This is a genomic window from Symbioplanes lichenis, assembly GCF_030709675.1.
Classification (GTDB): domain Bacteria; phylum Actinomycetota; class Actinomycetes; order Mycobacteriales; family Micromonosporaceae; genus Actinoplanes; species Actinoplanes lichenis.
In genome coordinates this window covers 90151-109462 of sequence record NZ_JAUZQD010000003.1, presented here as the reverse complement: position 1 = coordinate 109462, position 19312 = coordinate 90151, and the positions used below count along the sequence as shown (strand labels likewise).

Sequence of the window (19312 nt, the reverse complement as noted above, 5' to 3'; positions counted from 1 at the left end):
TGGGCCATCTCCGTTCGATCGTTCAGCCGATCAGGGTCAGCGCCTGGCGCACCGCTCCGCCCGACTCGGTGAGCGCCCGGCGCGCGGCGTCCACGGGCACGCCGGCGAGCAGGCAGACCAGCGCGACGCGGCAGTCGCCACCGGCGCGGTCGGCGGCGTCGGCGCAGACCCGCGGGTCGAGGCCGGTCGCCTCGACCAGGATGCGCACGACGCGGCCGCGGAGCTTGTCGTTGCGCGCGCCGACCGCGGCCATCAGATTGGAGTACGTCCGGCCCATGCGCACCATGAGCGCGGTCGAGAAGGCGTTGAGCAGCATCTTCTGGGCGGTGCCGGCCTTCATGCGGGTCGACCCGGCGATGACCTCGGGGCCGGTCGCCACGCCGACGTGCACGTCGACCTCGGTGCCGAAGCGCGCCTGCGGGTCGGCGGAGATCAGCACGGTGCGGCTGCCGCGCGCGCGGGCGGTGCGCAGGGCGCCGAGGACGTACGGGGTCCGCCCGCTCGCGGTCAGGCCGAGCGCGAGATCGCCGGGCTGCAGGCCGGCCGCGTCGGTGGCGCCGCGGGCCTCGTCGTCCTCGAGGTTCTCGATGGGCCGGACGGTCGCGTCGGCGCCCCCGGCGTGATGGGCGACCACCAGGTCCGGGTCGATGTCGAAGGTGGGGCGCAGCTCGGCGGCGTCCATCACCGCGATCCGCCCCGACGTGCCCGCCCCGAAATAGTGCACGCGCCGGCCGCCCCGCAGCGCGGCCACGCCGAGATCGACCGCCGTCGCCAGGGCCGGCAGCACCGCGCGGACCGCGCCGGCGATCGTGGCGTCCGCGTCGTTGATCATGCGCAACATGTCGAGGGTCCCGGCCAGGTCGATGCCGACCGTGCCGGGGTGGCGCTCCTCGGTCGGAGCGACGACCCAGGGAGGCGTCTGAGCGGTCACGTAGAAAACTTCCCACCATCGACGCGAATGAGTCAACGGTTGACAACGGACACCGGGAAGTTATTGACGCGGCTTGACTGCTGTCCGTAACCTTCCTACCTATCAGCTCGGAGGTCGGCGCGTGGCACCAGGGATCAGCATCGGGGGCCCGCGGATGGGCGGGCAGCACCTCGCCCATCCGCGCGGGCCGCTTGGGCTAGCTTGAGCGCCATGGCCCGTTCCCCCGAGACCGCCGAGCCCGGCGCCGCCACCGCCGTCCACATCCGGGCGCTGCTGCCCAGCCTGCAGCCGTCGATGCGCCAGGTGGCCGAGCAGATCCTCGCCGACACCGACGCTGCCGCCGCGCTGACCGTCACCGAGCTGGCGCTGGCCTCGGGCGTGTCCGAGGCCACGGTCATCCGCTTCTGCAAGGCGATCGGCTTCTCCGGCTATCCCCCGCTGCGGCTCGCCCTGGCCACCGAATCCGGCCGCAACAGCCGGGCCGGGCACGACGGCCGCGCGATCGCCACCGACATCGAGCCCGGCGACGACCTCGCCCGGGTCGTCGAGAAGATCACCTTCGCCGACGCCCGCGCCGTCGAGGAGACCGGCGCCCAGATGGACCTCGCCGTCCTCGAACGGGTGGTCGAGGCGCTGACCCGGGCCCAGCGGGTGGACCTCTACGGGGTCGGCGCCAGCGCCTTCGTCGCCCTCGACTTCCAGCACAAGCTGCTGCGCATCGGCCGGGTCGCCTTCGCCTCCTCCGACACCCACGTGGCCCTGACCAGCGCCGCCCTCCTCCGCCCGGGCGACGTGGCCCTCGGCATCTCCCACACCGGCACCACCACCGACACGATCGACGCCCTGACCGAGGCCCGCGCCCGCGGCGCCACGACGGTCGCACTCACGAACTTCCCCCGGTCGCCGATCGCCGGGGCCGCCGAGCACGTCCTGACCACGGCGGCCCGGGAGACCACGTTCCGGTCGGGCGCCATGGCCAGCCGGCTCGCGCAGCTGACGGTGGTCGACTACCTCTTCGTGGGGGTGGCCCAGCGGTCGTACGGGCAGACCCTCGCCGCCCTCGACGCCACCCGCACCGCCGTCGGCACCCGCCACGTCCCGCGCCGGGCTACGCCACCCCGCTCCTGAGCCGGGCGTGCACCTCGGCCAGGCGCGTCTCCGGCCACTCGGGGTGGACGTCACGCACGGCCAGCCACGCCGCACCGGCGACTCCGTCGGACGTTGCCAGGACCTCGCCCTCGAGCTGCTCGCGGACCCGCCGGCCGACCGGGGAGCCCGCCGGTCCGGCCACGCCGCCGGTGAGCACGATCGGGGTGGTCGCGGCGGGGTCGCGTACGTCGGCAACGAGCCGGACCAGCCGCCCGGCCGCGTCGTCGCAGATCAGCCCGGCCACCGCGTCGCCCGCGTCCGCCGCCGTGGTGACCAGCGGCGCGAGTTCGGCCAGCGCGATCGGCGGCCGGGCGGCCACGGCCCGGATGAGCGCCGATCTTCCCGCCGGCTTCACCCGCAGGTGCTTTGTCACCGCAGCGGTCAGTGTTGTCGCCGGGCCGGTCCGGCAGATGTCCGCGATGCTCGCCCGGACGGCCGCCCGGCCCAGCCAGAACGCCGACCCCTCGTCGCCCAGCAGCCAGCCCAGGCCGTCCGAGGTCCGCGCGGACGCCCGGTCCCGGATGTCCACGGCCATGGCCCCCGTCCCGGCCACCAGCACCGTCCCGTCGGCCGCCGGCGTCGCCGAGCAGAACGCCACCTCGGTGTCCGCCACGAACACCGGCCGCGCCGCGACCCCGATCGCTGCGCTGAACAGCCGCGCCGCCGCCGGGTCGCCCAGGGTCGCCCGCCCGGCGAGGCCCACGAACACGGCCGCCACCCGCTGCTCGTCGAGCCCGGCCAGCGCCCGCCGGACCGTGGCGCCCAGCTCGCCCGCGGCCGCCTCGACCCCGTGCGTGGTCGGATTCGCGCCGCCGCCCGCCACCGTGGTCAGCCGGGCGCCGGCCGTCGTGGCCACGGTGACGCGGGTCGACGTACCCCCGGCATCGGCCCCGACGACCAGCTCAGCCAAGACCGGCCGCGCTCTCGGCCGGCCTCGTCGGCGGCCACACCAGCACGTTGTCCGGGATGTGGGGGTCGCGGACGGCCGCGAGGTCCCGCCCCGGCAGCGTCGGCCCGTGCCGGGCGACCAGGCGCGCCACCTCGATCGCGCCGTGTGCCTGGAAGTGGGTGTTGTCGGCCACGCCCGCCGGATAGTTGACCGACTCGCCCGGGTCCAGCCACAGGAAGTGGTCCTTGGTCCCCTCCGGCCCGAGCCGCCCCCACAGCGCGAACGACAGCGCCGTGAGATCGATCAGCGGCGTCCGCGTCCGCGCCGCCAGCGCCCGCATGGCGTCCGGATACTCGCCGTGTGACAGATAGGGCGTACCGTCCGCCGTGAACCGCCGCCGCTCGACCGGCGTCACCAGCACCGGGTGGGCCCGCCGCCGCCGCGCGCCGTCGAGATAGAGCCGCAGGTAGTCCTGGAAGGTCGTCCACGGCTCGGTGTAACGGGCCGGGTCCTCGGCCTTCTCGTCGTTGTGCCCGAAGGAGACGACCAGCGTGTCGCCGGGCCGGATCGCGTCCAGGATCAGGTCGAGCCGCCCGAGGTCGACGAAGCTCTTCGAGCTCGCCCCGGACAGCGCCGCGTTGTGCACGCCGACCTCGGGCCGCAGGAAGACCGGAAGCGCCTGCCCCCAGCCGGCCCGCGGCACGTCGGCCGTCGCATAGGTGGCGGCCGTCGAGTCCCCGGCCACGAACACCGTCCGCCGCCGTCGCCCGGCCACCACCGGAATCCCCCAGGCGGCGCCCACGGCACCCCCGAGAACCTTTCTCCGCGGAATCCCCATCCCGCCATTAAATCAACGATCGTCAATCTGTGGGAACCGGGGCGGCGAGGAGTGCGGCGTACTGGTCCGGGCTCAGAGCGATCCGCGTGGCGGCCATGTTCTCCTCCAGGTGCCCCAGCGAGCCGGTCCCCGGGATCGGCACCATCACGTCCGACCGGGCCAGCAACCAGGCCAGGGCGATCTGGGCCACGGTGGCGTCGTGCTCCCGGGCGATGTCCGCGACGACTCCCCCGGCGCCGGCCAGGCCGCCGCTGAGGATCGGGTACCAGGGCACGAAGGCGATCCGCTCGCGCGTGCAGTGGTCCACCACGGCGTCCCAGCCCCGGACCGAGAGGTTGTAGATGTTCTGCACGCTCGCGATGTCGACGACGGCGCGGGCTTGCTCGATCTGCTCGACGCCGACCTCGGACAGCCCCACCGCGCCGATCTTGCCCTCGTCCCGCAGCGCCTTCAGCTCGCCGACCTGGTCCTCCAACGGAACCGCCGGGTCGACCCGGTGCAGGCTGAGCAGGTCGATGCGCTCCACCCGCAGCCGCCGCAGGCTGGCCTCGCACTGCTGGCGCAGGTACTCCGGGCGCCCGACCGGCACCCACTCCCGCCGCCGGGTCTGCACCTGACCGACCTTGGTGCCGATCAGCAGGTGCTCCGGATAGGGGTGCAGCGCCTCGGCCAGGATCTCCTCGGTGACCCCGAAGGCGTACGAGTCCGCGGTGTCGATGAACTCGACGCCCCGCTCGACCGCCCGGCGCGCCACCCGCACGGAGTGGGCCCGGTCGGCCGGCGGGTCCCAGATGTCGCTCCCGGCCAGCCGCATCGCCCCGAACCCGAGACGGTGCACAGACTTCCCGGCGACCTCTATGCGTGACACAGTGCCGATCTCCTCCTCTATAAGCTCCTTGTCCAAGCTAGGGCGAGGGCGGGTGGGTGCATTGAACGCCGGCGTCACACTGCAGAACGCAGGCGACATTCCGCGGGAGTTCTTCGTGGAGTCCGGCCGGGGCCCGGGCATGGGCGCCGCGTTCGCCCACGGCTGGCGGACCACGATCGGGGACGCCATCCCGTTGCCGGCCTTCGCCTCGCCGGAGCTCGACGGGCAGAGCTGGGCGGGCCGGGCCGGCGCCGCGGCCCTCAATCAGATGAGGGCCCTGTCCCCTGTCCGGACGGCCGCCCTGCCCCGGGCCGCCGAGGACGTGGTCCGGCTCTGGGCCGTGAAGCACGGCCAGTGGCACCTGGCCGACCCCTACGGCCGCGGCCCGCACCGGATCCCGGCCGGCCGTTTCCTGCTCCAGCACGTCACCGCCACGAGCCACTTCGCCACCGCCCCGGACACGGCGGCCACCATCCTGATGCTGCCGCACCGGTCGCTCAAGAAAGTCCTCAAGGATCGCGTGGTCACCGGCTCGACCGGCGCACCCGAGCTGCGCCTGCTCCTCGCCCACGCCGCAACGGTGCGGGAGACGCTGTCCGAGCTGGGCGACGCCGGGCTGCGGGCGGCTGAGAGCACCCTGGTCGAGCTCACCACGGCGGTGGCCCTGGGCCGCTTCGACGACCAGGAGAGCGCCCTCGCGCCCGCCCTGGTCCGCGCGGCCCGCGACCTGGCCGACAGCCGCCTGACCGAGCCCGGCCTGAGCCCGGCGACGCTGGCCCGCGACCTGCGCGTCTCGGTCCGGACCCTGCAGCGCGCCTTCGCCGGCACGGGCGAGCCGGCCAGCGCGTACGTACGGCGGCGCCGGCTGGAGGAGGCACGCCGGGCGCTGCTCGCGGCCCCCACCGGCGTCTCCGAGGTCGCCGCCCGGTTCCAGTTCTCCGACAGCAGCCACTTCATCCGCACCTTCAAGCACCACTTCGGCACCACCCCGCGCGGGCGTTGACCAGTCAGCGTCCCCACCACCGTCGGCACCGGATCGACTTGCGACACGGGCTCAGGAACGAGACCCTCGACCTTCCGTACGCAGGCCGCACCATCGCCCAGCTCGGCCTGCGCGTGGACGCCCTGGTCCGGACGCCTGCCCCGGGCCCGGTCGATCACTACGATGTCTTCCGCCACGCCGCCGACGGCACCTGTACGTATCCCGGCGGCATCACGAACGACGCCTCATTCGTCGCGGCCTTCGACTTGCCGGGTACGGTCGATGTGTGGAGGGTGGCGGCGCCGACGGCGGCCGCACCGCGCAGATCGGCACGGAAGTGCGGTGAAGCCCTGACCGCGGATCCGAACAGATGCGAACTACCCGAAAAGACCACGGCTGTACCCGCATGATCGCTTTGATCGGTCGTCATAGGTAGCTCCGCCAAGTGCTCGGCACACTGCTCTGCGCGCCGTTCGATGTCCCGCGACCCAGCGCTCGGTCGTCGCATGCCCGAGTGAGGCTGCGTCAGCCGGGCTGACCGAACAAATCCAGTTGTTGCGCGGTCGTGGGTGTGTCGGTACCACCGACCAACAGGGCCGTGCCGGACACCGTGACGATCGGCCGCCTTCGCAGCCCTCGGTTCACCCTCACCTTTCCCTCGGCGGCGGTGACGTAGCCGTATCGCGCCAAGAGATCGAGGAATGTGGTGATCATGGCGGCCATCTGAGGCAGCGGCATCGAGGCGGAGGGGCGAGCCTGACTAAGGGCGGCGGCCAGCCACCATGAATCAACGATTGCCGGGGCGATGTCGTCGAAGATCCGCAGCAGCTCCAGCCGCCACTCCGCCTCAGGCACGGCACCCATGGACATGCCGGTCGAATCTTCCTCGAGGAACGGTGGCACCGGCCTTCCGGCCGAGGCGGCGAGTGAGGTGCCGGCGAGGGGGCCCGACCGGCCATGCTGCTCATCTTGACGTTCAACCGCTGGTGGCACAGGAGCGGGAGATCCCGTGTGAGCGATCGATGGAGTGGGCACCCTCCGTACCCACGCCGCGATGTGCGACGCATAGCCGGCCAGTGCCGCGTCGGTCGCAGGGGTTCGCAGACCGTGCGCGTCGGGAACAAGCGGCTTCCGCAGCTTCTGATACGCCTCGAACCAGGCACCGTCATCAAACGTGACGCGCTCGGCGAAGGTGAGTCGGCACGCCTCGAGCAGGTCGACAGCTGTCCGGGCCCGAACCGGGCCGGTCTTCGGCGATCGAGCCGCCTGCAGCTCTTTCCATTCCATGACAGCAGTAGCGATCAGCCCCTCCGCTGGGTTGATCCACATCAGTGGTAGCCCGGCGGCGAGGAGCTCTCGGCCGACATCAGGAATCTTCAGCCACAAGCCATCGGTGCCGCGCGGAGCGGTCGCAGTACGACAGTAGATACCTCGGTGGCTGAAGAGCCATACGTCAGCGATCCCAGCATCGACGTACTGCTGATGCCTGTGCTTCCAGTGGGCGGTGGTCAGAGCGGAATACTGCACTTCAAAGGCGACGCGGTGCCCATCGACCTCCGCGTACAGATCTGGGCCCTGCCCAGAGGGCAGCTTGAATCCGTCCCGTCGGACGACAGCGTCGGGGGCCTGGGCCAGCAGCCATCGCTCAAGAACCGCCTTGGCGGTCAGATGGTCGATCGTCTCAGGGCCAGGATAGCCGGCGCCTGTCGCCCGCAGATGGCGGAAGTGATGCCGGCGGGAACCTCCGACGACGGTCATAGCCGGCGTGGAGCACTCCGCGAGGGGGCACAGCAAACGCCCCTCGTCGGCCAGAGGTCGCAGCCTGGCCGCACCTCCGGCCGGAATGACGATCATCCGGCCGGTCGGGTCGTCGCGGTCACGGGCGAGAACCTGTTTGCCTGCTCCAAGCCGCGACTGGAACTGGTGGTGCCGCTCGTCGCGTCCGGTCGCACGGGCGCCGAACGCCGGGGCGGCGGTCGACGTGGTCTCGTCCGTGGACATGGTGCGACGGTAGCGGCGGGGTATGACATGTACGGCGCGGGCCGCCCCCGGGTGGGAGCGGCCCGCAGCACTGAATTAGCGGAGGCCGAAGGCCCGGACGATCGTCTGGCTGACGCCGTTGCCGTACGCGTCCTTCGCGCCGGCCCGCAGGGTCACGTGCTGGGCGCCGCGTGGGGCGCGCAGGTCGGTGGTCCAGCCTGATCCGGTCCGGCGCAGGCGCTGGCTCACCCAGGTGGCGCCGTCGTCGTAGGAGACGTCGAGGGTGGCCGTGACGATCGAGCGGGTGCTCGGGGCGCCGGGCAGGTGGGACGGCTGGACGGTGATCTCGGTGGAGCGGGCGGCCCGGTGGTCGAGGTCGGTGTCCACGTCGTAGTCGAGCTGGATCAGGGGCAGCCGGGTGGTGGTGGCGTCCGACCGGAAGTCCCAGACGGTCCGGGTCGACGGGGAGTCGGCCGCGTCCTGCTTCGTCGTGGTGACGAGGCGGTACGGGAGGCGGCGCGGGCTGAGGCCGGAGTTGCTGTCGATCCAGTTGTACGCGTTCTGCTCGATCACCTTCGTTCCCTGCGAGAGCGTCGCCGTCATCTCGCCGGTCTCGGGGAACGCCACGCCGGCGTGGTCGGCGCCCGAGTCGCCCCAGCCGGGGATCTCCGCCACGATGCGGTCGCCCGAGCGGTAGGGCAGCGTGACCGCGTCGTTGATGCGCGGGCGCTGGATCGCGCCGAGCCACTTCTCGGTGGTGCGGGTGCCGGCCTGGTAGGTCTTCGTGCCGCCGAGCTGGAAGGAGCGCAGGTCGTCCAGGTCGGTCGACCATGTGACGCCGTCCTGCACGGTCACCCAGTCGGTGCGGAAGCGGCCGGACAGGTTGAGCAGGGTGTTGCCGGTCTTCACGGGCAGGTCCGGGTTGCGGTCGAAGCGCTTCTCGGAGATCTCGCGGCCGGAGGTGCTCTGGAAGTCGACGTCGACCCGGGCCAGCTCGCGCTCGGTCGGTGCGTAGGTGACCGACTTGGGGACCGCGCCCTTCCAGTAGCGGACGAGGTCGTACAGGTAATCGGTGGTGGGGTGGGAAGTGACGCGCAGGGTCACGGGACGCTGACCGAGCTGCGTGATCAGGCGTTCGCCGCTGTCCTTGGTGAGCGACGCCACGGTCAGGGCGGTCCGGTACGTGGCGTCGAAGTAGCGCCCGGGCTCGGTGTTGACGACCAGGAGCGTGCTGGCGCCCGCCTTCTCGGCCGCTGTGACCTGGGCGTCGAGGTCGCTGCGGCGTACGACGGCAATCTTGTTCCTGACGTTGACCTTGGCGAACTCGGCCGCGGTGCCGGTGCCGGCGAAGACCGCCGGGATCTGGCGGGTGCCCTCGGCGGGCAGGGTCGAGCCGGGCAGCTTGAGCAGGTCGTCGTAGGAGTCGACGGCCAGCGCCGGTTGGATCTTGCGCCAGCGGGCGGTGATCGACATCTTGCCGTCGCGGGCCTTCTGGCCGGGGACGACCCACATGCTGTCGTACCAGCGGGACAGGATGTACGAGTCGGTGGCCGACGCCGTGGCGCCCAGCTCACGGTGATAGTCGAGCCGCACCTCGGCGTCCGCCGTCGTCCGGGGCGTGACCGCCTTGAGCTCGCGGGTGGCGCCGGCGTCCAGCGTCAGGGTCATGTCGTCCTCGACCGTGACGGTCGGCGCGGTGAGCAGGGCGATGCCGCGCGAGTGGGGGCCGTGCGTGCCCTCGACGTCGCCGTACATCCACACCGAGTAGCGGCCCTGCGGCAGCAGCACGTCGATCGGGCTGCCGTCCTGCGTCCAGAAGTTGTAGTAGCCGCCGGCCGGGTCGCCCTCGCGGACCAGATTGATCGACCCGGGCATGGGCTCGCCGTGGCGGCCGGTGGGCTTGATCACGAGGTGCCGCGGCTGGTCCTCGGTGCTGACGCCGACGATCGTGTCCGCCCGGCGGCCGTCCGCGCCGGTGGCGACGACGGACCCCGTGAAGTGGCCCTTCTCCGTGATGCGGGTCAGGTCCGCGGACACCGTCACGGTCGCGGTCCCGCCGGCGGGCACGGTCACGCTCGGCGCCGACAGCGCGAGCAGGCCGGTTCCCTCCAGCTTCAGCGTCAGTACGACGTCAGCCGCGCCCGTGTTCGTGTAGGTGATCGGCCGCTCGGTCGCGCCGGCCGGCTCCTCGTCGAGCGGGTGAATGCCCAGGTACGCCGACGCGGTGGCGAAGAGCGTCGCCTTGGTGCTCGCGGCGATGTCGAGCCGCCCGCTGCCGGCGTCGTACGGGCCGTAGTCGGGGGTCTCCTTGGCCGTGCTCACCAGGGCATCTTTGAGCTGCTGCCCGGACCAGTCGCCGTGCTGGGCGGCGAGCAGGGCGGCGGCCCCGGCCACGTGCGGGGTGGCCATCGACGTGCCGCTCATCGTCCGGTAGAGGCCCTCGCCCTCGATCGAGAACTGCGAGCGCGCGGCCAGGATGTTGACGCCCGGCGCGGTGATCTCGGGCTTGAGCGCGCTGTCCACCAGCCGCGGGCCCCGGCTGGAGAAGTCGGCGAGGTGGTCGTCGCCGTCGACCGCGCCCACGGTCAGCGCGGCGTCGGCGGCGCCGGGCGAGCCGACGGTGGTGGCGTCCGGGCCGCTGTTGCCCGCCGCGATGACGAAGAGCGCACCGGTCTCGGCGCTGAGTTCGTTGACCGCGGCGCTCATCGGGTCGGTGCCGTCGGTGGGATCGCCGCCGAGGCTCATGCTGACGACCTTGGCCTTGCGCTCGCGGGCGGCCCACTCCATGCCCGCGATGATCCACGAGTCCTGGCCGGAGCCGCCGTTGTCGAGTACCTTACCGATCTCCAGGTCGGCGCCGGGGGCGACGCCGCGCTCGAGCCCGTTCGAGCCCGCGCCGGTCCCGGCGATGGTGGAGGCCACGTGCGTGCCGTGCCCGTGCCGGTCGGTGACGTCCTCGCCCGGGACGAAGCTCACGCTCGACTCGATCCGCCCGGCGAGGTCCGGGTGTTCCGCGTCGACGCCGGTGTCCAGCACGGCCACGTCGACGCCGGCGCCGGTGTCGCCACTCGCCCAGACCTCGGGCGCCCCGATCTGCGCGACGCTGTCGGCCAGGGCGGCGTGCACCTTGCCGTCGAGCCAGACCTTGCTGATGCCGTACGCGAAGGAGGTGTCGGTTGTCGTTGATCGGGCGCCCGTCAGCGAGGTCCAGAAGTCGGTGGCGCGGTGGCGGTCGGTGTTGACCGCACGGCCCCGGATGCTGGGCAGGGACCGCACCTCGGTGCTGGCCTCGGGCAGCGTGTCGGCCCGCCGGCTCGGGGCCGCGGCCTGGTAGCCGAGGATGACCGGCAGCTCCCCGGTCGCGCTGTCGCCGTAGCCCTCGCGCAGCAGATACGTGACGTTGAACAACCGCTTGTCCAACCGCCCGGTGCCGACGTACGGCAGGGCGCTGTCCGGATAGACGTAGGTGTCCGGGCCCACGGTGGTGACGTGCGCGCCGACCTGCTCGCCGTCCGGCCCCTGCACCGTGGTGGCGCCGGGCCGCACCGTGACCTTGTCCCCGGTGATCAGCGTGATGGTCGTACCGGCCGCAGTGGCGCGGGCACTGGTGGCTTCCTGGGCGCGAGCGGGCGCCGGCAGCATCGCCAGCGCGGTCACGACCGCCACGGTTGTACTGAGGGAGAAACGCGTCAACGGAACACCCCGACTCGATCAGAGGCTTGAAGTGCTGCCGACGCTACAAGCACGGAGATCGATGTCCGGCCACTTGATCCTGACCGTTAACCGCCTGGAAACCGAACGTGTAGCCACCCGGAACATCCGGCGCCGGGCCCGTGCCGGATCATTCTCGGCATGGCTGTGCTGGTGGAGATCCACGTTCCGTTGACCGGCGACGTCGTCGAGTGGGTCGACGACATCGGCGACTACCTGATCGACCTCGAGGAGGAGCTGGGCATCGAGGAGCACGACGACGGCGAGGAGTACGGCGACGTCTACATCTTCTTCATCGCCGGCGCGAACGAGCGGACCCTGCTCAAGGCGGCCTCCCGGGTGGCGACCCGCAAGGGCGTCCCGGCCGGCGCCTTCGCCATGGTCACCAACACGAACGCCCCGCAGTTCGGCCTGGGCCGCAAGGTGCGGCTGCCGGTGCGCTGACCTCACGCCCCGCTGTCGCCGGTGGGCCGCGCCGGCCCGGTCGCCGTCTCGCGCAGCGCGGCCAGCACCGTCCGCACCGCGACCCGGTGCAGGCTCTCGGGCCGGGCGAGAACGTCGATGTGGCGCTCCACCGGCAGGTCGGCCAGCGGCCGCAGCGTCACGGCGGGATCGAACCGGCCGGTGCGGCCGGGCAGCAGCGCGAGCCCGCCCCCGGCCGCCACGAGCGCGGCCACCACGGTGAAGTCGTTGACCCGGTGGACGATGTCGAGGGGCCGCCCGGCCGCAGCCGCGACGGCCGTCAGGACGCCCTCCAGCGGGAAGCCCTCGTGGACGCCGATCCACGGCTCGGCGGCGACGTCGGCGGTGGAGAGCGAACTCTGCGCGGCCAGCCGGTGGCGCGCGGGCAGTGCGACGTACAGCGGCTCGCGCACGAGCGGGACGACGGCGAGGCGGTCCGCCGGCCAGGGCGGGCTGTGCGCCAGCCGGTGGGCCAGGACCAGGTCGTGATCGGCGGCCAGCGCCGGGAAGCCGGCCTGGGGCACGTCCTCGTCCGCGAAGCGCAGCGGCGGCAGGCCCGACCGGCCGAGCAGCGGGCCGAAGAAGGTGAGCGCGGCGCTGTGGAAGGCGGCCACCGTGACCGGTGCGGCCGGGTCGTCGAGGTGGTCGTCCACCGCCCGGGCGGCCCGGTCGAGCGCGGTGGAGATCTCGATCGCCGCGGCGGCCAGGGCGCGGCCGGCCTCGGTCAGGACGAGACGGCGGCCGCGGCGCTCGGTCAGCGGCACCCGCGCCGAGCGTTGCAGCGTCCGCAGCTGCTGCGAGACCGCCGAGGGGGTGATGTGCATCGCCTGGGCCACGGCGGCCAGGCTGCCGCGGTCTCCCAACTCCCGGAGCAGCCGCAGGTGGTGCAGATCCATAAGGCATCACTACACCATTGCTTGAGCAGGACGCATCTTGTCTTCACTATCGTCGGGCCTCAGGCTGCGATCATGTCGATTCGCCGCAGCGATCTCTTGCTGCTGACCGTGGCGGTGGTGTGGGGCAGCAGCTACCTCGCCGCCCAGACCCTCGTCCTGGCCGGCGGTGTGCTGGCCGTCCTCGCGCTGCGCTTCGGAGTCTCGGCGCTCGCCCTGACGCCGGCCATGGTCGTGCGCCGCCCGAGCCGGCCGGAGTTCCGGACCGGGGCCCTGCTCGGCCTCACCCAGGCGGCGGTGCTGGTGCTGGAGACGTACGGGGTGTCGCTGACCGGCGCGACCAACGCCGGGGTGCTGATCAGCCTGACGATCCTGCTGACGCCGGCGTTCGAGGGAGCCGTGCGGCGGCGGTGGCTGCCGCGCCGGTTCTGGCCGGCCGCGGCGGTCGCGGTGGCCGGCGTGGTCCTGCTCGTCGCCGGGCCGGGACTGCACGCCCCGACGGCGGGCGACGCGCTGATGCTCGCCGCGGCCGTCGTCCGCGCGGCTCACGTCACGTTGTCCGGGCGGCTGACGGAAGGCCGCCGGTACGACACGGTGACGCTCACCTGGCTGCAGACCGTGGTCGGCGCGCTGCTGTTCACGCTCGTCGCGGCGCCCGCCCTGCCCGCGGCCGTGCGGTCCTTCGGCCCGGGTCAGTGGCTCGGCGTGCTGTATCTCGCGCTGGGCTGCAGCGTGTTCGCGTTCCTGGTGCAGCTGTGGGCGATCCGCCGCACGTCGGCGACCCGCGCGAGCCTGCTCCTGGGCACCGAGCCGGTGTGGGCGGTGCTGATCGGCGTCGGCGTCGCGGGCGAGCGCCTGACCCCGGCCGGGATCGCCGGGATCGCGCTCGTGCTCGGCGGCACCTGGTACGGCCAGCGGGTCGAGGCCGGCTACCGCGCGAAGGCCCCGGCCGGATCACCCTCGGCGCGGGTCGAGGCCGGCTACCGCGCGAAGGCCCCGGCCGGATCACCCTCGGCGCGGGTCGAGGCCGGCTACCCCGCGGAGGTTCCGGCCGGCTCGGAGCGGCCGCCCTCGGCGCCGACCGCCTCCACCTCGACCGTGCCGGGCAGGTCGAAGGCCGCGACGAAGTAGGCGTCGTTCGTGGTGCCGCCGAGATAAGTCCGGGTGCCGTCGGCGGCGCGGCGGAAGACGTCGTAGTGGTCGACCGAGCCCGGAGCGGGCGTCCAGGCCAGGCGCAGAGACCTGCGCGTCGGCGAGACGTCGGTCGCACCGATGATCGACACGCCGGTCGGGGCGGCGACGGTGTCCACGTCGCCGTCGTACACGGCGAGGCGCCCGACATGAATCGCATAATCGGCGACCGGCTCGGGGGCCGCCACGCGCAGACCGAGCTGGGCGATGGTGCGGCCCGCGTACGGGGAAAGGTCGAGGGTCCTGCTTTCCCAGCCCGGGCCACTCGTCGATCCGACGTCGATGGTGGTAAATGCGGTGGGATCGTCGGTGAAGGACACCGCGGCGGCCAGATGAGTGGCGCCGGGCTGCGGGGTCTTCACGGTGACGGCGATTTTGGTGTCCGCGGCGACCGGCAGGCGGGTCTGATGGAGCCGGACGGTGTTCGCGGCGTCGAGGCGACCGGTCAACTGCAAAGAGCTGCCCCCCTCGTACGCGTCGGAGAAGTCGATCGCCGGCGTCAGTTTCGTGCCCGCGGACTGCACGATCCACCGGTACGTGGGCGGCACGTCCTGCAGCGACAAATTGTTCCAGCCGCCGGCGCCCAGCCGCTCGCCCCCGATCGCATAGAAGTCGCCGTGGCCGGCGTTGAAATCGGTCACGAACGGTTTCGCCGTCACCGGGCTCGACTCCGCGACATACGTGGCGAGCCCCTTCCACGCCGACGTGGTGCTCGTGTTCGACGGGTCGCCGTTGGCCCCGACCCAGTACCGCGCGTCCCGGGCGTAGAAGTCGGCGCGGGAGGTGGACGATTTCCACGTCCATTCGGGGCGATAGAGGCCGAGCCCGGTCACGTGCGGCTGGCCGTCCGGGAAGACGGCACTCCACGGCACCGACGTGTTGTAACCGTTCGCCTCGGTGTCGATGCCCGCGTAGAGGTCGTACTCACTGCGGCCCAGCGCGCGGGCATTGGCGCGGGAGGCGTTCTGCTTGGTCGCGCTCCAGCCGAAGTCGAGAAACATGGAGTCGGCGACCCGCGTGGCGCCACTCTGCAGGAAGGCGTCGTTGGCCGAGGTGAGACCGTCCTGCCAGGACACTGAGCCACTTTCGGTCATGGCGTCGTACCACATGAAATCCACCGGCCCGCGCGAGCGCGCATAGGTCATGGCGTTGCGCAGCTCGGTCGCCAGAGCCGCGTCGCCGCCGCCGGTCTCCTGATTGATGAACCAGCCCTCGAAGCCGTAATACCGCGCGACCTCGACGAGCTTGTCGGCCACGGGATAGACGGCACCGTCCTTGCGGACGAAGTCGCGGACCCATTGCAGCTGACCCCCGTACGCGACAGGCGGGAAGAACACCGTCCCGTAGACCTTCACGCCGTTGCGGTGCGCCGCGTCGATGACCGTCGGATTGGGCGCGAGAATGAGTCCCTCGCTCGCCGAGCCGCCCCAGAAGACGAGCGTGTCGATGTACTGCCAGTAGGGGAACGCGTAGTAATTCGGATCCGCCGAGCCCTGCGACGGATTGTCCGAGGTCGGCGCGAAGGACACCAGCGACGCGATCCGCCCCTCGCCGGCGCGGGCATGCGGATTGGCCTTGAGCGCGGGGTCCGACGTGCGGCCGGCCAGCGGGACGTGCGAGCGGTTGAACCGGGCGTCCGGATCGGTGGCCGGGTCCCAGTCGAGAATGGTGCTCGGATGCCAGTAGGAGGCGTAGGGCTGAGTGCCCGATTCCGCCGCGCTCGCGAGGGCCGGGGAGCTCCCGAAGGCCAGCATCGCGACGAGCCCGGGCACCAGAAGGCGTAGTGGTCTCACGGCCGTCTCCCCACGTCTGCCAACGTTGTCAACGCGCGTGGTCCACGGTAGGCAAGAGATGCATCAAGGTCAATGTCCGATCAGTCCGGATGCTGGCACACGCGGCCGTCGGCGAGGAGGCTGCGATAGTCGGCGATCTTGGCGTGGATCACGCGGAGGTCGTCGTGCAGGCCGGCGATGCGGCGGTGGAGCTCGTCCTCCTGGCGTTGCAGCAGCTCCAGGCGGCGGGCCGTGGCGGCGGGCGTCGCCGGGCCCAGGGTGACGAAGTCGCGGACCCGGGCGATGGGCATGCCGGTGCGGCGCAGGGCCTGGATCAGCCGGACGAACCGCACGGCCTCGGCGTCGTAGCGGCGCCGGCCGTCGGCCGTGCGGCCGACCGGCGGGATCAGGCCCTCGCGCTCGTACCAGCGCAGGGTGTCCGGGGTCAGGCCGGTCAGCTCGGCCATCTCCCGGATCCCCAGCGTCGGCTCCTCGGTGCTCAGCCCAGCTCCCGCAGGTCGAGGACGAACCGCCACCGCACGTCGTTGGCCGCCAGCCGGGCCAGGGCGGTGCCGGCCTCGGTGGCCGGGAGCTTCTCGACGTCGGCCGTGATGCCGTGGCGGGCGGCGAAGTCGAGCATCTCGCGCACCCGGGGGCGACCGGCGCCCGCGGAGGCGGCCAGCCGGCGGCGGCCCATGGCCATGACCATGGACTCGGGCTCGTAGCGGTCCGGCGTGCCGAGCATGCACAGGGTGCCGTCGATCTTCAGAGTCCGCAGGTACGGGGTCGGATCGTGCTTCCCCGACGCGGTGTCGAGGATGAAGTCGAACCGGCCGGCCTGCGAGGCCATCGCCACGGCGCCCGAGGACACGACCGTCTCGTCGGCGCCGAGCATGAGGGCCGGGCCCTGCTTGTCCGGCGAGGTGGTGAAGACCACGACGCGGGCGCCGAGGGCCTTGGCGAACTTCACCGCGAGGTGCCCGAGCCCGCCCAGCCCCACGATCCCGACGACCTGGCCCGGCCCGACGTCCCACGTCCGCAACGCCCCGAAGACCGTCGCCCCCGCGCACATCAGCGGCGCCACGCCCGCCGGGTCGAGACCGGGCGGAAGAGCATAGACAAATCCCTCGCGTACGACGTACTCCTGCGCGTACCCCCCGAAGGTGTTCTCCGCCCCGCCGTAGGTCAGGGCCGGGAACTCGGCGCAGAAGACTTCCTCCCCCGCCCGGCACGCGGCGCACGCCCCGCACGAGTCGACGATGTTGCCGACGGCGACCGCGTCGCCCACCCGGAAGGACGTCACGTCCGGTCCGACCGCGGCGACCTCGCCCACGAACTCGTGCCCCGGGACCAGCGGCGGCGCGCCCTCGGTCAGCGCCTCCGCGGCGTGCAGGTCCGAGTGGCACACCCCGCACCACGTGACGCGCACCGCGACGTCGTCGGCGCGCAGGTCCCGGCGCTCGAAGGAGAACGGTTCCCAGGGCCCGCCCGGGCGCAGCAGGGCCATACCTGTTGTCTTACGCATGATTCGGGACGTTATTCGCTGGAGTGCACTCCACCGCAAGCTCTCCCGGGGCGGCGGGCAGGTGCAGGCTGACAGTGGTGCCGTGACCGGCCTCGGAGGCGACGGTGACCCGGCCGCCGTGGGCGCGGACGATCGCCTGGACGATGGCGAGGCCGAGGCCCGAGCCGCCGTAGTCGCGGCTGCGGCTGGCCTCGGCCCGCCAGAAGCGGTCGAAGAGGCGGGGCAGATCGGCGGCGGGGATGCCGGCCCCGTCGTCGGTGACGTCGGCGCGGGCGTCGCCGTGGTCGGCGTACAGGGTCAATCGGATCTTCGTTCCTGGGGGGTTGTGCTGGACGGCGTTGCCGACCAGGTTGCGCAGGACCTGTTGCAGCCGGGCGGCGTCGCCGAGCACGGGCAGGCCACCCGGGGGCGCCTGCAGCTGGACGGAGAGATCGGGATAGATCACGCGGGCGTCCTCCACGACGCTGTCGGCGAGTTCGGCCAGGTCGAGCGGCCGGCTGTCGAGCGGCCGGCCGGTGTCGAGGCGGGCCAGCAGGCCCAGCTCGTCCACCAGGAGCCGGATGCGGCCCACCTCGTCCTCGATGCGGGCGACGGCCTGTTCCAGGTCCGGGCCGGTGAGCGAGCCCTGCCGGGAGAGCTCGAGCCAGCCCGAGATGGTGGCCAGCGGGGTCCGCAGCTCGTGCGACGCGTCGGCGGCGAAGGTCCGCGCCCGGTCCTCGGCCCGGGCCTGGGCGTCGAAGGCCCGGTTGACCGCCGCCGCCAGCACGTCGGTCTCGGCGTGCCGGTCGGTGACGGGCAGCCGCTCGTCCCGCGAGCCCTCGGCGATGGCGTCGGCGGCCTGGGCCATGTCCGCCAGCGGCTTGAGCCCGATGTGGAGGACCAGCACCCCCAGCCCCATCAGCACGACGACGGCGACGGACGCGATCACCGCCATGCTGCCGGCGTAGCCGAGGATGGTCCGCCGGTCGACCTGGGCGTCGTTGACCAGGATCAGCCGGGCGACGTCGTCGGGGTCCCGGTCGTCGTAGGTCATCCGCATGCCCGGGGTGGGTATGAGCACGGCGACGACGTCGTCGCTGGTCTTGAGGATCTGCCCCGGGCTCGCGGTGGCCGCCAGCCGGGCGAGCTCGTACTCGCGGCCGGCGCTGGACCCGATCGCGAAGAGGATGTCGAGGCTCGCGTCCTGGCCCATGATGCCCAGCGGCGGCCCGAGCATGGTCTCGAACTGGTCCGCGTTGATGGTCTGCGGGCCCGAGCGGACCAGGGCGGTGATCCGCTGCTCGTCGTCGCGGAGCTTGGTGACCGACCGCTCGTTGATGTAGTCGTCGACCAGCAGGCCGGTGATGATCCCGCTGGCGGCGAGGGCCAGGACGAAGAGCATCAGGAAGCCCGCGAGCAGCCGGCCCCGGATGCCGGACTGCCAGCGCCTCACGGCTCGTACCGGAGGGTGTAGCCGACCCCGCGCACGGTCTGGATCAGCGGCTCGTGTCCCTCGTCGACCTTGCGGCGCAGGTTCGAGATGAAGCGCTCGACGACGACCGAGGCGCCGCCGAAGTCGTACTGCCAGACCTGCTCGAGGATCTGCGCCTTGGACAGCACCTGCCCGGGCCGGGTGATGAGCAGGTGCAGCAGCTTGAACTCCGTCGGGGAGAGCTTGACGAGCCGATCGCCGCGGCGCACCTCGTGGCGCTGCGGGTCCACGGACAGGTCGCGGAAGCTCAGGGCCGACCCGGCGGGCACCGCCGTGCCGCGCGAGCGGCGCAGCAGTGCCTCGATCCGGGCCCCGATCTCCACGACACTGAACGGCTTGACCACGTAGTCGTCGCCGCCCAGCTGCAGGCCGCGCACCCGGTCCTCGACGGCGTCGCGCGCGGTGAGGAACAGCACCGGCACCCCGATCGACTGCGAGCGAACCAGGGCGAGGACGTCGAACCCGGTGCCGCCCGGCAGCATCACGTCCAGCACGATCACGTCCGGCAGGGCGGTGCGTACGGCGTGCAGCGCCTCGGGGATGTCGGCTGCCACGTCCACCTCGTAGCCGGCGAACCGCAGGGCGGAGGTCAGCAGGCCCCGGATGCCGGGATCGTCGTCGACGACGAGTACGCGGTCCATGATGTCCTC

At 72.5% G+C, this 19312-nt stretch carries 16 protein-coding genes and 1 pseudogene; 4 read left to right on the top strand and 13 right to left on the bottom strand.

Translation table 11 applies throughout. From position 1 onward, the window contains the following. Window positions 1-22: 22 nt before the first annotated feature. Window positions 23-931, bottom strand: coding sequence for an N-acetylmuramic acid 6-phosphate etherase (locus RAN62_RS07740; RefSeq protein ID WP_305783810.1), 909 nt, complete (start codon window positions 929-931; stop codon window positions 23-25). A 210-nt stretch (window positions 932-1141) separates the two neighbouring features. Between RAN62_RS07740 and RAN62_RS07735 the strand changes: the two genes are divergently transcribed. Beyond that, a complete protein-coding gene (locus RAN62_RS07735; RefSeq protein WP_305783809.1) occupies window positions 1142-2059 on the top strand; it encodes a MurR/RpiR family transcriptional regulator in 918 nt (305 codons plus the stop codon). Here the strand turns inward: RAN62_RS07735 and RAN62_RS07730 are convergent. The 3 genes from RAN62_RS07730 to RAN62_RS07720 are packed head-to-tail and all read right to left on the bottom strand — an operon-like array spanning window position 2040 to window position 4675. Then, a complete protein-coding gene (locus RAN62_RS07730) occupies window positions 2040-2990 on the bottom strand; it encodes an N-acetylglucosamine kinase (RefSeq protein WP_305783808.1) in 951 nt (316 codons plus the stop codon). The genes RAN62_RS07735 and RAN62_RS07730 overlap by 20 nt on opposite strands. Beyond that, window positions 2983-3807 carry a rhamnogalacturonan acetylesterase gene (locus RAN62_RS07725; protein ID WP_305783807.1) on the bottom strand — a complete coding sequence of 275 codons (825 nt, stop codon included), beginning with the start codon at window positions 3805-3807 and terminating at the stop codon, window positions 2983-2985. The genes RAN62_RS07730 and RAN62_RS07725 overlap by 8 nt, the downstream gene beginning before the upstream one ends. 22 nt (window positions 3808-3829) lie before the next feature. Beyond that, complete coding sequence (locus RAN62_RS07720; RefSeq protein WP_305783806.1) at window positions 3830-4675, bottom strand: aldo/keto reductase; 846 nt, start codon at window positions 4673-4675, stop codon at window positions 3830-3832. A 52-nt stretch (window positions 4676-4727) separates the two neighbouring features. Between RAN62_RS07720 and RAN62_RS07715 the strand changes: the two genes are divergently transcribed. Then, window positions 4728-5678: a helix-turn-helix domain-containing protein gene (locus RAN62_RS07715; protein WP_305783805.1), complete on the top strand. Its 951-nt coding sequence runs from the start codon at window positions 4728-4730 to the stop codon at window positions 5676-5678. A 157-nt stretch (window positions 5679-5835) separates the two neighbouring features. On the opposite strand, the gene RAN62_RS07710 is transcribed toward RAN62_RS07715, so the two are convergent. The 3 genes from RAN62_RS07710 to RAN62_RS07700 all read right to left on the bottom strand — a co-directional run bounded on the left by RAN62_RS07710 (window position 5836) and on the right by RAN62_RS07700 (window position 11330). Next, window positions 5836-6087, bottom strand: a complete 252-nt coding sequence (locus RAN62_RS07710) for a hypothetical protein (RefSeq protein WP_305783804.1) — start codon at window positions 6085-6087, stop codon at window positions 5836-5838. A gap of 95 nt (window positions 6088-6182) precedes the next feature. Then, window positions 6183-7658: a competence protein CoiA family protein gene (locus RAN62_RS07705; RefSeq protein ID WP_305783803.1), complete on the bottom strand. Its 1476-nt coding sequence runs from the start codon at window positions 7656-7658 to the stop codon at window positions 6183-6185. 75 nt (window positions 7659-7733) lie between these two features. Further along, complete coding sequence (locus RAN62_RS07700; protein WP_305783802.1) at window positions 7734-11330, bottom strand: S8 family serine peptidase; 3597 nt, start codon at window positions 11328-11330, stop codon at window positions 7734-7736. A gap of 159 nt (window positions 11331-11489) precedes the next feature. On the opposite strand from RAN62_RS07700, the gene RAN62_RS07695 reads away from it, so the two are divergent. Next, window positions 11490-11792 carry a hypothetical protein gene (locus tag RAN62_RS07695; protein ID WP_305783801.1) on the top strand — a complete coding sequence of 101 codons (303 nt, stop codon included), beginning with the start codon at window positions 11490-11492 and terminating at the stop codon, window positions 11790-11792. 2 nt (window positions 11793-11794) lie between these two features. On the opposite strand, the gene RAN62_RS07690 is transcribed toward RAN62_RS07695, so the two are convergent. Beyond that, window positions 11795-12706 (bottom strand): LysR family transcriptional regulator, encoded by a 912-nt coding sequence (locus RAN62_RS07690; RefSeq protein ID WP_305783800.1) that lies wholly within the window; start codon window positions 12704-12706, stop codon window positions 11795-11797. Window positions 12707-12778: 72 nt separating this feature from the next. Between RAN62_RS07690 and RAN62_RS07685 the strand changes: the two genes are divergently transcribed. Then, the gene (locus tag RAN62_RS07685; RefSeq protein WP_305783799.1) at window positions 12779-13834 is read left to right on the top strand and encodes a DMT family transporter; all 1056 of its coding nucleotides are present in this window, start codon (window positions 12779-12781) and stop codon (window positions 13832-13834) included. Here RAN62_RS07685 and RAN62_RS07680 read toward each other — a convergent pair. The 5 genes and pseudogenes from RAN62_RS07680 to RAN62_RS07660 all read right to left on the bottom strand — a co-directional run. Continuing rightward, window positions 13744-15648: pseudogene (locus RAN62_RS07680) on the bottom strand (endo-beta-N-acetylglucosaminidase); the annotation flags it as partial. The gene RAN62_RS07685 and the pseudogene RAN62_RS07680 overlap by 91 nt on opposite strands. A 119-nt stretch (window positions 15649-15767) precedes the next feature. After that, window positions 15768-16133 carry a MerR family transcriptional regulator gene (locus RAN62_RS07675; RefSeq protein ID WP_305783798.1) on the bottom strand — a complete coding sequence of 122 codons (366 nt, stop codon included), beginning with the start codon at window positions 16131-16133 and terminating at the stop codon, window positions 15768-15770. Window positions 16134-16165: 32 nt separating this feature from the next. After that, window positions 16166-17191, bottom strand: a complete 1026-nt coding sequence (locus RAN62_RS07670; protein WP_305783797.1) for an NAD(P)-dependent alcohol dehydrogenase — start codon at window positions 17189-17191, stop codon at window positions 16166-16168. Beyond that, entirely contained in the window at window positions 17184-18623 is a 1440-nt protein-coding gene (locus tag RAN62_RS07665; protein WP_305783796.1) for a sensor histidine kinase, read from the bottom strand. The genes RAN62_RS07670 and RAN62_RS07665 overlap by 8 nt, the downstream gene beginning before the upstream one ends. Further along, window positions 18620-19303, bottom strand: a complete 684-nt coding sequence (locus RAN62_RS07660) for a response regulator transcription factor (RefSeq protein WP_305783795.1) — start codon at window positions 19301-19303, stop codon at window positions 18620-18622. The genes RAN62_RS07665 and RAN62_RS07660 overlap by 4 nt, the downstream gene beginning before the upstream one ends. Window positions 19304-19312 lie beyond the last annotated feature (9 nt).

What these genes read in the sequence shown, in the direction of transcription:
- RAN62_RS07735 (WP_305783809.1), top strand. Translation starts at nt 1,142, where the DNA reads ATGGCCCGTTCCCCCGAGACCGCCGAGCCCGGCGCCGCCACCGCCGTC.
- RAN62_RS07725 (WP_305783807.1), bottom strand. Translation starts at nt 3,807, where the DNA reads ATGGGGATTCCGCGGAGAAAGGTTCTCGGGGGTGCCGTGGGCGCCGCC.
- RAN62_RS07710 (WP_305783804.1), bottom strand. Translation starts at nt 6,087, where the DNA reads ATGACGACCGATCAAAGCGATCATGCGGGTACAGCCGTGGTCTTTTCG.
- RAN62_RS07705 (WP_305783803.1), bottom strand. Translation starts at nt 7,658, where the DNA reads ATGTCCACGGACGAGACCACGTCGACCGCCGCCCCGGCGTTCGGCGCC.
- RAN62_RS07695 (WP_305783801.1), top strand. Translation starts at nt 11,490, where the DNA reads ATGGCTGTGCTGGTGGAGATCCACGTTCCGTTGACCGGCGACGTCGTC.
- RAN62_RS07690 (WP_305783800.1), bottom strand. Translation starts at nt 12,706, where the DNA reads ATGGATCTGCACCACCTGCGGCTGCTCCGGGAGTTGGGAGACCGCGGC.
- RAN62_RS07685 (WP_305783799.1), top strand. Translation starts at nt 12,779, where the DNA reads ATGTCGATTCGCCGCAGCGATCTCTTGCTGCTGACCGTGGCGGTGGTG.
- RAN62_RS07675 (WP_305783798.1), bottom strand. Translation starts at nt 16,133, where the DNA reads ATGGCCGAGCTGACCGGCCTGACCCCGGACACCCTGCGCTGGTACGAG.
- RAN62_RS07670 (WP_305783797.1), bottom strand. Translation starts at nt 17,191, where the DNA reads ATGCGTAAGACAACAGGTATGGCCCTGCTGCGCCCGGGCGGGCCCTGG.
- RAN62_RS07660 (WP_305783795.1), bottom strand. Translation starts at nt 19,303, where the DNA reads ATGGACCGCGTACTCGTCGTCGACGACGATCCCGGCATCCGGGGCCTG.